Origin of the sequence: Flavobacterium sp. 5 (assembly GCF_002813295.1) — a bacterium.
Taxonomy (GTDB): Bacteria; Bacteroidota; Bacteroidia; order Flavobacteriales; family Flavobacteriaceae; genus Flavobacterium.
Genome location: NZ_PHUE01000001.1, coordinates 3,696,744 through 3,713,308 on the forward strand (window position 1 = coordinate 3,696,744; position 16,565 = coordinate 3,713,308).

6 protein-coding genes are annotated in these 16,565 nt (G+C 34.5%); all 6 read left to right on the forward strand.

All coding sequences use genetic code 11. The features are described 5' to 3' along the window. The first annotated feature begins 46 nt into the window (after positions 1-46). Positions 47-1,423 (forward strand): sugar porter family MFS transporter, encoded by a 1,377-nt coding sequence (locus CLU82_RS15515; protein ID WP_100843944.1) that lies wholly within the window; start codon positions 47-49, stop codon positions 1,421-1,423. Positions 1,424-1,437: 14 nt separating this feature from the next. Beyond that, positions 1,438-4,821, forward strand: coding sequence for a DUF5107 domain-containing protein (locus tag CLU82_RS15520; protein ID WP_100843945.1), 3,384 nt, complete (start codon positions 1,438-1,440; stop codon positions 4,819-4,821). Between the two features lie 42 nt (positions 4,822-4,863). Then, positions 4,864-7,656, forward strand: a complete 2,793-nt coding sequence (locus CLU82_RS15525; protein WP_198520231.1) for a sugar-binding domain-containing protein — start codon at positions 4,864-4,866, stop codon at positions 7,654-7,656. A 1,051-nt stretch (positions 7,657-8,707) separates the two neighbouring features. Further along, positions 8,708-11,797 (forward strand): glycoside hydrolase family 2 TIM barrel-domain containing protein, encoded by a 3,090-nt coding sequence (locus CLU82_RS15530; RefSeq protein ID WP_100843946.1) that lies wholly within the window; start codon positions 8,708-8,710, stop codon positions 11,795-11,797. Between the two features lie 281 nt (positions 11,798-12,078). Beyond that, entirely contained in the window at positions 12,079-13,479 is a 1,401-nt protein-coding gene (locus CLU82_RS15535; protein ID WP_100845051.1) for a hypothetical protein, read from the forward strand. A gap of 47 nt (positions 13,480-13,526) precedes the next feature. Further along, a complete protein-coding gene (locus tag CLU82_RS15540; protein ID WP_100843947.1) occupies positions 13,527-16,559 on the forward strand; it encodes a TonB-dependent receptor in 3,033 nt (1,010 codons plus the stop codon). Positions 16,560-16,565: the final 6 nt, after the last annotated feature.

The window sequence follows — 16,565 nt, forward strand, 5'->3', positions numbered from 1 at the left end:
TGTAACGATATTTGTATTGATAAATAAATTAAAAAATTAAATATATATGAGTAAGTATAATTCTTCTTACCTGCTTTTTATTGCATTGGTTTCAGCAATGGGTGGTTTGTTATTTGGATATGACTGGGTTGTAATTGGAGGGGCAAAGCCTTTCTATGAAGTTTTTTTTAATATTACTAACTCACCTTCTATGCAGGGCTGGGTAATGGGAAGTGCTATTTTAGGCTGTTTGTTGGGTGTAATGATTTCAGGAAGTTTATCTGATAAGTATGGAAGAAAACCGCTGATGATTGTAGCTTCCATCTTTTTTACTCTTGCAGCTCTTGGTACCGGGATGGTTGATGCGATTGAATGGTTCATATTCTGGAGGGTTATTGGAGGTATCGGTATTGGTATCGCTTCAAATCTTTCACCAATGTATATAGCCGAAATTGCACCAAGCGAATCCAGAGGCAAATTTGTTTCTATAAATCAATTGACGGTTGTTATAGGGATATTGGCAGCCCAAATTGCAAACTGGTTAATTGCTGATCCAATTGCAGAGGGACAGGATATTTTGAATTCATGGAACGGGCAATGGGGTTGGAGATATATGTTTTGGGCAGGAGCTATTCCATCTGTAGCCTTTTTTGTTTTGATACTCATTATACCCGAAAGTCCAAGATGGTTAGCGAATCAGCGGAAATATGATAAAGCAGAATCTATTTTTACTAAAATTGGAGGTCTTTCTTTTGCAAAAGACCAAATAGAAGAAATTAAATCAAGAACTGGAGAAATCAAAGAGGAAGTCAGTTATAAAATGCTTTTTGAAGGCAAGATGCCAAAGATTCTTTTATTAGGGATTGTGATAGCTGTTTTTCAGCAATGGTGTGGTATTAATGTGATTTTTAATTACGCTCAGGAAATCTTTTCAGCAGCAGGTTATGGCGTTTCAGATATCTTGTTTAATATCGTAATTACTGGTTTAACCAATGTAATCTTCACATTTGTAGGAATGTATTTTGTTGACAAATGGGGAAGAAGAACTTTGATGCTTATTGGATCAATGGGGTTGTTTTTTATCTATGCTTTATTAGGTGCTTGCTATTATTTTGAAATTACAGGTCTTGCTGTTTTAGGTCTTGTTATTGCGGCAATTTCCTGCTATGCAATGACATTAGCACCTGTTACCTGGGTAGTCTTGTCTGAAATATTCCCGACAAAAGTACGCGCAATGGCAATGGCTATCTCCACTTTTGCCCTTTGGACTGCTTGTTTTGTACTTACTTACACTTTTCCAATACTCAACAGCAGCCTTGGCTCTTACGGAACATTCTGGCTTTACGGTAGTATCTGCTTAGCTGGATACTTTTTCCTTCGCTATTCTTTGTCGGAAACGAAAGGAAAATCTTTAGAGGAAATAGAAAATGAATTGACAAAATAAAAGCATATAATAAAATGGAAAATATAACAGCAGAAGATTTGCATGCAAAACAATCAGTAAATGAAATAGGTCAGGATGAAAAAATCACGGCTTATTTAATTCAATCAACCGTTAATGAAGAGGGTGTCGTACGTGTTTGGGAAGAAGATATTTTATTACCAACGTACCAAATTGGTGAAGAAGAAAAGAATCCAATATTTCTTGAAAAACGTGTGTATCAAGGAAGTTCAGGAGCTGTTTATCCTTATCCTGTTGTTGAAAAATTGGCTGATGAAAAACACGATAAATCGTATCACGCCCTATTTTTAGAAAACATATACATCAAAATAATGATTCTTCCGGAATTAGGCGGACGCGTTCACATGGCGTATGACAAAGTAAAACAGCGTCATTTTGTGTATTACAATCAGGTAATTAAACCTGCTTTGGTAGGACTTACCGGTCCTTGGATTTCTGGCGGAATAGAGTTCAACTGGCCACAGCATCACCGTCCGAGTACTTTTTTGCCAACAGATTTCAGCATCGAAGAAAATGCAGACGGAAGCAAAACAATTTGGTGTAATGAAGTAGAAAGAATGTTTAGAACTAAAGGAATGCAGGGATTTACACTGCATCCTGATAAAGCCTATATCGAAATTAAAGTAAAAATATACAATCGTACCGCCTTTCCACAAACGTTTCTTTGGTGGGCAAATCCTGCGGTGGTTGTAAACGATGGATATAAATCGGTATTTCCTCCAGATGTAAATGCAGTTTTTGATCATGGAAAAAGAGATGTCTCTAAATTTCCGATTGCGACTGGCGAATATTACAAACAAGACTATTCTGCTGGCGTGGATATTTCGAAATATAAAAATATTCCGGTTCCAACATCATATATGGCGGTGCAGTCTAAATATAATTTTGTGGGAGGTTATGAGGATAATGTTCAGGCAGGATTACTGCATGTGGCCAATCATCATGTGTCTCCTGGAAAAAAGCAATGGACTTGGGGTAATGGAGATTTCGGTCTGGCTTGGGACAGAAATCTAACCGACAAAGACGGTCCGTATATCGAATTAATGACTGGAGTATTTACAGACAATCAGCCTGATTTTTCTTGGCTTCAGGCTTATGAAGAAAAATCATGGGTGCAGTATTTTATGCCTTACGCCGAAGTTGGATATGTTAAAAATGCAACCAAAGATGCGATCATAAATATTGAAGTTGAAGGAAACGAAGCTGATTTAATCTTGTACACAACAGGCCTTTATGAGAATTTAAAAATTGAATTAAAAGACAAAAAAAATAACGTTTTATTTCAGGATGAAATTACAATATCTCCTGTGAATCCGTATAAAAAAAGAGTTTCGATTGGGGATTCTTTATCAGAGGATTTAGTTTTTACGGTTTATACTTCTGACGGAAAAATTTTGGTTCAATACCAAGAAGAAAAGGCCGAAATAAAACCTGTTCCCGATCCTGCAAAAGCGGCGCTGGATCCAAAAGATATTGCTTCGATGGAGCAATTGTATTTAACAGGATTGCATTTAGAGCAATACCGACATGCAACATACAATCCACTGGATTACTATTTTGAAGCTTTAAACAGAGATTCAAGAGATGTAAGATGTAATAATGCTGTTGGTTTGTTAATGTTAAGAAGAGGTCAGTTTGAAAAAGCCGAAACGTATTTCAGAACCGCTGTTGAGGTTTTAACAGAGCGAAATCCAAACCCGATTGATGGTGAATCACTATACAATCTTGGTTATTGCTTAAAATTGCAGGGGAAATTTGACGATGCTTATAATTCTCTTTTCAAATCAACATGGAATGCAGCGTGGCAGGATGCAGCGTTTTATGCTTTGGCGCAAATAGACAGCATAAAAGGGGAATGGACAGAAGCTTTAGAACGCGTAGAATCGTCACTTATCCGTAATTGGCACAATCACAAAGCACGTCAATTGAAAGCTTCTATTTTAAGAAAATTAAATAGAAATCAAGAAGCTTTATCGTGGATTGAGGATTCGATCAAAATTGACCGCTTTAATATGGGATGCCGTTTTGAGAAATATTTGATAACCAAAGACCAAGCCATTCTTGATGAAATGAATACAATAATGCGTCAATGGTCACATGGATATATAGAGTATGCATTGGACTTTGCGGGAGCTGGATTGTATCTGGAAGCGGAACAATTATTGCAGGAGTCTATACAAAGTAATGATGAGGTTTATCCAATGGTGTATTACGCTCTGGGTTATTTTGCTTCTAGAAATGGTGATACTGATAAAGCAATAGAATGGTATAAAAAAGCTGCTGTACAGTCTCCAGAAAAATGTTTCCCAAATCGAATTGAAGAAGTAAATATTTTGCAGGATGCCATTAAATTAAATGCTGAAGATGCAAAAGCACCTTATTATTTGGGGAATTTCTGGTATGCATTCCGTCAATATGAAGATGCTGTAAAATGCTGGGAATTGTCGTTTGACATAGATGAAAAATTCCCTACCTTGTTAAGAAACCTTGCGCTTGCTTATTTCAATAAAACGGATAATAAGGCCAAAGCTCAGGAAATGTTAGAAAAAGCATTTGCATTGGACATAACAGATTCAAGGATTTTTATGGAGCTGGATCAGCTTTATAAAAAAATAGGTAAATCGCCGGAATTTAGATTAAATGTTTTAAATCAATATCCAGATTTAGTCGAAGAGCGTGATGATTTGTGTATTGAAAGAATTACACTTTATAATCAGACAGGAAAGTATGCTATTGCAAAAGAGCTGATTTCTAAACGGAAATTTCACCCTTGGGAAGGCGGAGAAGGAAAAATAACGGGACAATATACTTTGTGCAGAGTCGAATTGGCAAAAAGTGCAATTTCAGAAAACCGTTTTACTGATGCTTTACAATTGCTGAAAGAAACTGAATTTTATCCGCATGATTTAGGTGAAGGAAAATTGAAAAATGCTGAGGAAAATGAGGTTTTTTATTATAAAGGATTGGCTTATAAAGGTCTTGGAGATTTGGTAAATGCAAATGCCAATTTTATTCAGGCAACGCTTGGATCACCTGAACCTGTTCAGGCATTTTTCTATAACGATCAGCAACCAGATAAGATTTTCTATCAGGGATTGGCATGGCGCGAATTAGGTGATGAAGACAAAGCACGAAGCCGTTTTAACAAACTGCTGGCACATGGTGAAAAGTATTTATTCGAAAAGTCCAGAATTGATTATTTTGCGGTATCACTTCCAGATTTGGCGATTTGGGACGATGATTTAAATGTTCGTAATCAAGTACATTGCTATTATGTGATGGCTTTGGGACATAGCGGATTAGGAAACGAAAATGAATCTGAGAAATATTACCAAAAAGTAAAACAGTTAGATAGTAATAAACAGACCTTTCGTAAATAGAAAGTTGTTGTTTACAGTATCATAATTATAAAATTTAATCAAATGAAAATCAAACCTATCATAACAGCTGTTTTGTTATTTCTTTTTCTCACTTCATGGGATTCTGACGACAAGAAGGTAATGAATATAGCCGGCGACTGGACTGTTCAGTTGGACAGCGCCGATATTGGACAGAAAAACGGCTGGCAGAACATGAGTTTTAAACAACTGATAAAATTGCCGGGAACTACTGATGATGCAGGCCTTGGAGTGGCTAATACTTTAAAACCAAGTTTGGAGAAACTTCAAATGAGTCATTTAACCCGAAAGCACAGTTATCTTGGCGCTGCGTGGTACACCCGCGAGATCACAGTTCCGGATAATTGGAAAGGGAAAGAGTTTATACTAAAGCTGGAACGTGTAATCTGGAAAACAAATGTCTGGATTGACGGCAAAGAAGTACAAGGAGAACAAAACAGCCTGATTGCACCGCATTATTTTGATCTTAGTCAATATCTAACAGCCGGAAAAACGCACCGCATAACAATTCGTGTTGATAATCGTAAACTTTTTGATATCAGTGTTGATAATATGGCGCATGCTTATACCAATGAAACACAGATCATCTGGAATGGAATTATTGGTAAAATGGAAATTGAAGCATTTGATGCTATCCATATTACTAATCTTCAGGTGAAGCCTGATATTAATGCTAGTAGTACAAAAGTGAAGGTGACGCTTAACAACAGCACAAAAAATGCAAAAGGAATTTTAAGCATTACGGCAGTAAATAAAAAGACTAAAATTTCGGTAGCAGCACTTCAAAAGGAAATCCAGATAAAAACGGGAGAATCTTTTGTTGAAGTAGACTATAATATGGGCAAAGACGTAAAACTTTGGAGTGAGTTTTCACCTGAATTATATGAATTAACTACCGAATTAAAAGCGGGAAAAAACATATCCAATACTTCTGTAGATTTTGGTATGCGAAACTTTTCCAGAAAAGGTTCTGTTTTGACTATTAATAGACAGCCAGTATTTTTAAGAGGAACATTAGAATGTGATATTTTTCCGCTTACCGGGCATGCTCCGATGGACAAAGAAGGATGGAGAAAAGTTTTTGGAATGGCTAAAAACTGGGGATTAAATCACTTGCGTTTTCATTCCTGGTGTCCGCCTGAAGCAGCATTTGAAGTGGCAGATGAAATGGGATTTTATTTGCAGGTCGAATTGCCAGTCTGGGTACTAAAAATTGGAGAAGATCAAAAAACAACAGACTTTTTATATGCCGAAGCTCAGCGCATGATTAATGAATATGGAAATCATCCATCCTTCTGTATGTGGTCGATGGGGAATGAGTTACAGGGAGATATGACAGTTTTGACAAAGTTGATGAACAGTTTAAGAGTTCAGGATGATAGGCATCTTTATACAACAACTTCTTTTACTTTCGAGAAAGGACATGGAGACTGGCCAGAATCTGATGATGATTTTTTTATTACACAATGGACTAAAAAAGGATGGGTTCGCGGACAAGGCGTTTTTAACAGTGAATCTCCAACGTTCAATAAAGATTATGCAGCTTCTGTTGAAGGGATGACAGTGCCTTTGGTTACCCATGAAATTGGTCAGTATGCTGTTTATCCTAAAATTGATGAAATTGCTAAGTACACTGGCGTTTTGGAACCAATCAATTTCATGTCGGTTAAGGAAGACCTGGAACGTAAAGGCTTAATCAATAAAGCAGCTGATTATACAAAAGCTTCGGGAAAATTGGCTGTACTATTATATAAAGAAGAAATCGAAAGAGCATTAAAAACGGCAGGAATAAGCGGTTTTCAGTTACTTGATCTGCATGATTTTCCTGGACAAGGAACGGCTTTAGTAGGCTTGTTAGATGCTTTTTGGGATAGTAAAGGATTGATTACAGCAGAAGATTTTAGACAGTTTTCAGCTCCTGTTGTGCCTTTAATACGGTTTAATAAAGCAACTTATTTAAACAATGAATCCTTTACGGCTTCTTTGGATGTAAGTAATTATTCTGATGCAGTTTTAAAAGATCAGGAAATAGAATGGAGTATTACTGATTCTAATACCATAGTGGCTTCAGGAAGTTTAAAAACGACAATTAGCATTGGTTATAATCATAAATTATTGGAGTTAAATGAAAGTCTTCAGAAAATTACAGAGGCTACCAAATTGACTATAAATGTATATCTGAAAGGAACTGCATATCATAATCAATGGAATATTTGGGTATATCCGGAAAAACAAACTATTGATTATGGGCAAGTGGTTTATACCAAAAATCTGGATGAAGCATATAAATTGCTTAACGCTGGAAAAAAAGTATTATTAAATCCAGATTGGAAAAAGATAAAAGGCATTGAAGGAAAATTTGTTCCTGTATTTTGGAGTCCGATTCATTTTCCTAAACAGGCGGGTACAATGGGTGTACTTTGTGATCCATCAAACAAAGCACTTGCCGATTTTCCGACAGATATGAATACAGACTGGCAATGGTGGGATTTGAATGTGAATTCAACGACGATGATTACAGATGAAATCGAAGGAGGAAATCCGATTGTAGAAATGGTAGACAATTTTGCAAATAACCGAAGACTGGCATCTCTTTTTGAAGGAAGTGTACAATCGGGGAAACTGGTAATTGCTTCTTTTGATTTAGCAACAGATTTAGATAAACGCCCAGTTGCAAAACAAATGCTGATTTCGATTTTAAAATACATGAACAGTTCTTCGTTTAATCCCGAAGCGATAAAAAATCCTGAAATTTTAAAATCTATATTGGCTGATCAAAAAGAAAAAAGGAAGGAAGGCGCAAAAAGTATCTATTAACATGCCTTATTGTAATAGATCAAAATTTGAGAATGCAAATTCTGTTTTTCAAAATTATACACAAGGAATCTAAAAATTCATAACTACCAAAAACAAATCTGACTACAATAATTTAATTTTTGTAAGAGGATTTGTTTTTTTTATAATCGCTTCAGTATCTCTTTCTGATAGCTAAGGAACTGCAAACCTTTCCAATAAAAAAAGTAATTATCTGACATCGTCATTTTTCGGTATTGCTGGTAAATGATCAAAATTAGTATGCCTTTTTGAAAACTATTTGTGGTTTGTATGTTCAGGAATGATTTGTTTAGGAGTTTTAAATGAACGTAAAAATAATGAATCAGATGAAATACTGATGAAAGCTTATAAAGATAGTGTCAAAAAGTATTGTCAATGTTATTATTAATTTGAGCGAAACATAACGGACATATAAATTGAAATTAAGTGGCTGTTTGTTGAAAAATGAATTAATATCATATGAAACATCTGGAAATTCAAATGTAAATAAAAGAGATATTTTTCAAAATAATAAAAGTATAGTGCCAACAAAATCGATTAATACTTAAATAGGGAAATACATATAATTTGATGTAAATGGATAAAATGTTTACAATGTGTTAAGGATTGTTTTTGAGGATTTAATTGTTTTTGGCTTGAAATAAGCTATTCGTTGATGAATTTCAAACGTTTTAGCTAAAAAACAGATATTTTTCAAAAATTGAATATTGTTTAAAAAAAAGCAATTATTTTTTTATAATTTCTAAAAATTAGTCATAAATAATGGTTAATTACGATTTTGACCTCCTTTTTTTTCCATTTTACCCCTCCTGAAACTTTAGAACTAACCATTACTTTGCACTTATAGTTATTTTAATGGGGTATTATTATCAATTAGATAAATATGTTATTATATAGTTAAGGTATCGATTTCGGAACATTAAAAATGGCACTGTTATTAATAATAAAAAGTTGGTTTGATTAAAATAGGACTAGAAACTGAAATTGGATATCTCAAGGTTTAAAGAATAAAAGAAAATTTAAAGAATATATAATGAAGAAAATTATCGCTTGTTTATTTCTATTAGGAACACAGTTTATTTCTGCGCAACAAAATGAATGGGAAAACCCTCAACAAATTGACCGCAATAAACTACGTCCACATGCTTCTTTTGTAATTTATAATAATGAAGAAAATGCAATCAAAGGAAATCCAACAGAATCATCTTTATATAAAACTTTAAATGGACAATGGAAATTTAACATTGTAAAGAATCCAGCAGCAAGACCTTTGGATTTTTATGCAGTTAGTTTTAATGATAAAGGATGGAGCGATATTGCAGTACCAAGCAATTGGGAAATGAAAGGGTTTGATATTCCTATTTATACCAATATTATTTATCCTTTTCCTAAAAATCCACCTTTTATAGGAGGTGACTATAATCCAGTTGGAAGTTATCGCAAAACGTTTACAGTTCCTGAAAATTGGAATGGTAAAGATGTGATTTTGCATTTTGGGTCAATTACAGGTTATGCAAGAGTTTATGTGAACGGTAAAGAAGTCGGTATGACTAAAGCTAGTAAAACACCAGCCGAATTTGATATCACTTCTGCACTTAATAAAAAAGGAGATAACACACTTGCCGTACAAGTATTCCGTTGGCATGATGGAAGTTATCTGGAAGATCAGGATTTTTGGCGTCTTAGCGGTATAGAGCGTGATGTGTTTTTAGAAGCACAGCCCAATTTATCAGTTTCAGACTATCAGGTTACAGCAGATCTTGATAAATCGTTTATCAATGGTTTATTATCTGTAAAAGTTGATTTTAAAAGAAATAATTCAAAGTCAAAAGCTGATGGTAATTGTACATTAAGATTATTAGATGCTGCAGGTAAAGAGGTTTATACAAGTAATCAAAAGCTTTCGGCTAATTCAAATAATTTGGTTTTTAATACTACTTTGAATAATGTTCAAAAATGGAGTGATGAGACACCAGTTTTGTATCGTTACATTATCAAATGGGAAGGACAAAAAGGAGACAGCGGAGTTATAACTGGTAAAGCAGGTTTCCGTAATGTGATGATTAAAGATGCTCAACTTATGGTTAATGGGAAGCCTATTATGGTAAATGGGGTGAACATTCACGAGCATGATCCAATCAATGGTCACGTTCCAAACAGAGAATTGATGATGAAAGATTTGTCTCTTATGAAACAAAATAATATCAATACTATTAGAATGTGTCATTATCCTCATGATTCTTATTTCTATGAATTGTGTGATGAATTTGGTTTCTATGTAGTAGATGAAGCCAATATAGAAACTCATGGTATGGGTGCCGAAGGGCAAAGTCCGTTTGATAAAAATCTTCATCCGGCTTATTTACCTCTTTGGGAGAAAGCACATTTGGATCGTATTGAGCGTATGCTAGAAACGGATAAAAATCATCCTTCAATTATCTTATGGAGTATGGGGAATGAGTGTGGTAATGGTGCTGTATTTCATGAAGCCTATAAATGGCTTAAACAACGTGATCCTTCACGTCCTGTTATATTTGAGCAAGCTTTGGAAGATGTAAATACAGATATAGTAGCACCAATGTATCCAAGTATTCAATACATGAAAGATTATGCTGCCAGTAACAAGAAAAGACCTTTTATAATGTGTGAATACAGTCATGCTATGGGAAATAGTAATGGTAATTTTCAAGAATACTATGATATAATTGCTTCGAGTCCAAAAATGCAAGGAGGTTGTATCTGGGATTGGGTAGACCAAGGAATGAAAACACAAGATGAAAAAGGAACAGAATTTTTTGCTTATGGTGGAGATCTTGGTGGTAAAGACATGCATAATGATGAGAATTTTTGTGCAAATGGTCTTGTAAGTGCTGATCGTATTCCTCATCCTGGATTAAAAGAAGTGAAGAAAGTATATCAGGATATCGCTTTTGATTATAAAAATGGAAGCTTGACTATAAAAAACAAATACCAGTATTTAAATCTTTCTGAGTTTGATTTCAAATGGGAGTTATTGAAAAATGGTCAAAAAGTACAAGATGGAAGCTTCGCTTTGACAACATCGCCAGGTCAAGAAAATTCGATTCCTATTGATTTGAAAATTACAAATGATTCAGAGTTTTATTTAAGTGTTTATGCATATACTAAAATAGGGACTCCATTGGTACCTACTGGTCATGAAATAGCAAGAGAGCAATTTAAAGTTAATGAGGCAAAGTATTTTGTAAAAAGTACTGTTGCTGAAGGAAAGCTTAAATATACTGAGGAAAATAATGTTCTAACTTTTTCTGCAAAAAGCACAAGCGGAACTTTTGATTTAGGAAAAGGAATACTTAGCAGTTATAAAACAGTAAACGGAGAGGAGCCAATTACAGCATTTCCAATCCCTTTTTTCTGGAGAGCTCCAACAGATAATGACTTTGGTAATCAAGCTCCAAAAAAATTATCAGTTTGGCGTGAAGCACATAAAAATGCTAAAGTTGAAAGCGTAAAAGTTGGAAAAATGACTCCAGAAGGATTACCAATTGTTGCCACTTATTTACTTGAAAGTGTAAAAGTACCTTATACCGTTACTTATTTAATTCAAAATAATGGAAGTATAAAAATTACAGCAAGTATAAATGAAGGAACTCAAGATTTACCTGAAATGCCGCGCTTTGGAATGAGGATGGAATTGGCTTCGGATTATGAAAATTTACAATATTATGGACGTGGACCATGGGAAAATTATTCAGATAGAAATACTGCCAGTTTTATGGGGATCTATGATGATAATGTAAAAAATCAATTTACCTGGAGTTATATCCGCCCACAAGAAAGCGGTTACAAAACTGATGCTCGTTGGATAAAACTAACTAATAAAACTGGAAAAGGGATTAAAGTTACAGGAGATCAGGCATTAAGTTTTAGTGCTATGAATGTTTCTACAGAAAGTATTGATCCAGGATTAACAAAGGATCAGCGTCATACCAACGATGCGCATCCAGAGAACAAAATTTATTTTCATGTAGATCTTGCACAACGCGGAGTTGGTGGTGATGATAGCTGGGGGAAACTTCCACATGAGCCTTATAGATTGACGGCTAAACAATATTCTTATAGTTATACTATATCAATTGAGTAATTTTTTTTGCCAATTTTAAAAATGTACAAATGACACTTATAAATAACCAGAAACAAAAATAACCTAAAGAAAACTCTATGACAAAAACCAAAAACTTATTTTTTTATTGCAATGAAGTATTGCAAATAACGGTAAAGCAATTAGCAAATAAAATGCTTATGCAACCCACTAATACATTCTTAGATTGATAAAATAATTTAATTAGACTACGTGATGATATTGAAATTGTATCAATGTCAATTTTTAAAAACCAAAAAAAAAATAACCTTAAAATTAAAGAGATGAAAAAAATTAAATTTTTATTTTTTCTTGCCTTTTTTGCAATCCTTTTTACGGGATGTCAAGATAATGAAGATGATTTTCCAAGTTCAGAAAACCCTACGCTTGTTGTTGGAACAACTGAAATTTACGGAGCGCCTAACAGAAAATTTGAAATTAAAGCAGCTTTAGCAGATGATTTAGGATTAAAGAGTGTACGAATTCAAATACCAGAATTAGCACTAGATAAAGTAATCGCATTTGGAACAGATCCTTTGGTTACAACTTATGATTTGAGCTATTTTTTTGAAATTCCTGCTGATAGAGGAACATCAGAAGCTTTCAAAATCAAATTGACAGTAACTGACGTTTCTAATAATTCTATTGATAAAGACATTAATTTGCGATTAGATGGAGAGTTTGATGCTCCCGCTATTACGATGATAACTCCAAAAGAAGGAGCTGTTATTTTGTTGTCAACAAGTAATGAAATGCCAGTTAATTTTACAGTTAATGATGATTCAGGTATTGATTTTGTTCAGGTAAAATGTGCTGCTTTAGGTATCGATGAAATGGTTCAGTTAACAGATTCACCTCAGTCATATACTTTCAACAAAACATATTTATTGCCAGTAACGGCAGCTAATTATGTATTGACAATTACTGCAAGAGATAAATTTGCGATACCAAATACAGGATCATTAAATATTAATGTTGTTGCTACTAACGAATATCCAGCTATTTATTTATGTGACCAACCAAAAGGGACAAATCTAACAACAGATGCTGCGGGTGTTCCTATGTATTTCCATGAGAAAAATGGCCAGGATTTCGAATTTAAATATTATGCGGATTCAGATAATAAAGAAGTTTATTTCTTAGGACAAGAGTCTGATTTTGCACCACATTGTTTTGGATTAGATGCATCAGGAAATTTAAAAGATGATGTAACTGGGGCTCCAATTGTTTTACCAACAAAAGGGTATTATAAAATAAAAGTGAATCCAAATACAATGGCTTATTCAGTAGAAAAATATACGCCATCAAGTAAAGTTTGGGCAGATATTGCTAATGGATTATGGCATGATGACGAAGCGCTTAGAAGACCTTTTGTAAGTGTTTGTGGCGAAGGAGTTAAAGATGCAAACTGGGATACTTGGAATGCATGGACAAATACTGGATTACATTTAGTTAATAATCCAAATAATCCATATCAATTAGTTGGAGAGATTACGTTAACAGGATCAACGGTGAAAATTACTTTCACAGGTCAGTGGTGGAATCCACAATGGAGATTAATTAATAACGGTATTGCAACTATGTCACCAGGAGAAAACGGTAATGGAGCATATCCAGCGGCGGCAGGAGTATATAAAGTTATTGTTGATACTGAGTTGGAGAGAGCCTTTATAACAAAAAAATAGTTTGTTATAGCCTAGTTATAACATTTAATAAATAAAAATATCTGAATATGAAATATAGATTTATATGGTTATTTATAGCCGTGTTGTGCAGTGCAACAACATTTGCGCAGATAACAGTAAAAGGATTGGTAAAGGACAAAAGTTCTTTACCAATTCCAGGAGCAAATATTGCTTTGAAAGGGACAGGGACAGCAATTTCTACCGATTTTGATGGTAGATTCTCTATTGTAGTTCCCAATAAAGATTCCCAACTTGTATTTTCTTTCATGGGTTTTACAAGTAAAACCATAATTGTTGGAGATAGAACTTTTATTGATGTTGTTTTGGACCAAGCAGGTCAAAGCTTAGAGGAAGTGGTAGTCGTTGGATATGGAACAATGAAAAAGAAAGATGTAACTACATCAATATCTTCTGTAAAAGGGAAAGAACTTCAAACCATGACAGTTGGTAATGTTACCGAATCATTGCAAGGAAAAGTAGCAGGCGTACAAGTTACAGGACAAGGAGGTCCAGGAGCTCAGCCAAGAGTATTGATTCGTGGTATTTCTACTCTTAATCTTAGCACAGATCCTCTTTATGTTGTTGATGGTGTCCCAATGGGAACTAGTATCAACTTTTTGAGTAACAATGAGATTGAATCTATGGATGTGCTTAAGGATGCTTCTGCAAGTGCTATTTATGGTTCTCGTGCTTCAAACGGTGTTATCCTTATTACTACCAAAAGAGGTAAAGTTGGAAAACCTAAGTTCAATGTAGATTTGAGTAATGGTTTTCAAATGGTGAATAATCCTTATAATATGGCAGATGCTGAAAGCTATGCAAATATTATGAACAAAGCATATACTAATTCTGGATATTCTGAGTATTTGCCAAATGCAGAACAATACAGAGGCAAAACTACCGATTGGTGGGGTACAGGAATAAAAAAAGGTTCACCAGTGCGTAATGCTTCTATTGGAGTAACAGGAGGTTCTGAAAAAAATACGTATGCGGCAAGTTTGAACTATTATAAATCGGACTCTTTTTACGGAGTTGGAGGATGGGAAAGAATTACAGCAAGAATTGCTAATGATTTCAAGTTTTCAGATAAAGTTTCTGTTGGAATTACTTTAAATCCTCGTTTTGAAACTTGGGGTTCACCAGGGAACTGGGCCGATTTTGATAAAATTGATCCAATTACTCCAATTTATAAACCAGCAGATCAATTGAACGGTACAGAAAATGAATACAGCATCTATGCACGTTCTCCATCGTATGTTTGGAATCCAGTAGCCTCAGTGGCGAGATACGATGATTATACTGATCAGTATAATTTGAACACCAATGCATATTTACAATATGAACCAATCAAAGGTTTGATTTTCCGTACACAAGGATCTATTGAAGTAGGTGATAAAACACAAAGTATTTTTAGACCTGATTTCGTAATTGATGCTGCACACGAAAAAGCAGAAATAAATAGTGTTGAAAGAAAAAACACTACTAATCATGACTGGACATGGCAAACAACAGCTACCTATACCAAAACATTTGCTGATAAACATAATGTATCTTTAATGGTAGGTGCTACAATGGAAGAGTATAATGGGAATGATGTTTGGGGGTATGGAGAAGGTGTTCCAAATAATTCTGATTTGATGAGAGAGGTAAATGCAGCTACTAAAAACCGTAATAGCGCGGGTAATAGCTGGTCTAGTTCTCTACAATCTTATCTTTCACGTCTTTCTTATAATTACGATAGTAAATATTATTTGACAGGTAGTTTCAGACGTGACGGTTCTTCAAAATTTATGCAAAATAACAAATGGGCTAATTTCCCATCTCTATCTGGATCTTGGAGAATTTCTAACGAAGGATTCATGGATAACACAAAATCTGTGATAAATAATCTTAGTTTAAAAGCAGGTTGGGGTAGAGTAGGTAATCAAAATTTACCAGATGCTGTTTATCAGTCAAATATTGGACAAGATTATTATGTTATTGGTGGTGAAGTTGTAGATACTTCTTACCCTTCTTCTATGGCAAACAAAGACATCAAATGGGAAACTGTAGAAGATTTTAACTTTGGTCTTGATTTTGGATTGTTTAAAAACAAATTTTCAGGAACATTAGAGTACTATCAAAAAACAACAAAAGATATGTTGTTTTTGAAACAATTCCCAACCTATAGTGGATTCCCAGGATTTTCAACTATGTGGACAAATGTGGGATCTATGAAATCGAATGGTATTGATTTGATTTTGTCTTATAAAGATAAAAAAGGTAGTTTCTCTTATGGTGCTGATTTTACTTTTACGACTGTTAACGTTGATATGATTTCTTTATCAGCAGATGGCGAAAAATTATATGGATCAAACAATAGAACTTTAACTGTTGAAGGTGATGAACCTGGATATTTTTACGGATATGTAGCTGATGGTCTATTCCAAAATCAGACAGAATTGAATGCTCATACTGATGAGCACGGAACTAAATTACAACAGTATGCTAAAGTTGGTGATATTCGTTTCAAAGACGTAAACGGTGACGGTAAGCTGGATGATAAAGACAGAACGAAAATTGGTTCTCCATGGGCGGATTACACTATGGGATTGAATTTGAATTTTGCATATAAAGGTTTCGATTTGATTGCTAACTTCTATGCAAGTATTGGAAATGACATTGTAAATCAAAATATTTCTGATTTGTACAATGGTGCAAGTTTGACAAACAAAGTTGCAGGACTTGAAGACATGGCTTGGCATGGAGAAGGAACTTCAACTAATGTTCCCCGTTTGTCTAAAAATGACGATAATGAAAACTTTACCAAATTTTCATCATTGTACGTTGAAGACGGATCGTACATGCGTATGAAAAACCTTCAAATTGGATATACATTCCTGAACCAGTTTGGACTTGACAGACTTAGATTGTCTATATCAGGTCAAAATTTATGGACTGTAACTAATTATAAAGGTGTTGATCCTGAAGTTGCAGGAGGAGATCCTGAAAAAGGAGACAGAGTTAAAGGAGCAGGTTTTGGAGGATGGAATTATCCAGTACAGCCAACAATCTTGATGGGGCTTAATGTAGGATTTTAATAAAAA

Coding starts and splice junctions, on each gene's coding strand:
- CLU82_RS15515 (WP_100843944.1), top strand. CDS start 47: ATGAGTAAGTATAATTCTTCTTACCTGCTTTTTATTGCATTGGTTTCA.
- CLU82_RS15520 (WP_100843945.1), top strand. CDS start 1,438: ATGGAAAATATAACAGCAGAAGATTTGCATGCAAAACAATCAGTAAAT.
- CLU82_RS15525 (WP_198520231.1), top strand. CDS start 4,864: ATGAAAATCAAACCTATCATAACAGCTGTTTTGTTATTTCTTTTTCTC.
- CLU82_RS15530 (WP_100843946.1), top strand. CDS start 8,708: ATGAAGAAAATTATCGCTTGTTTATTTCTATTAGGAACACAGTTTATT.
- CLU82_RS15535 (WP_100845051.1), top strand. CDS start 12,079: ATGAAAAAAATTAAATTTTTATTTTTTCTTGCCTTTTTTGCAATCCTT.
- CLU82_RS15540 (WP_100843947.1), top strand. CDS start 13,527: ATGAAATATAGATTTATATGGTTATTTATAGCCGTGTTGTGCAGTGCA.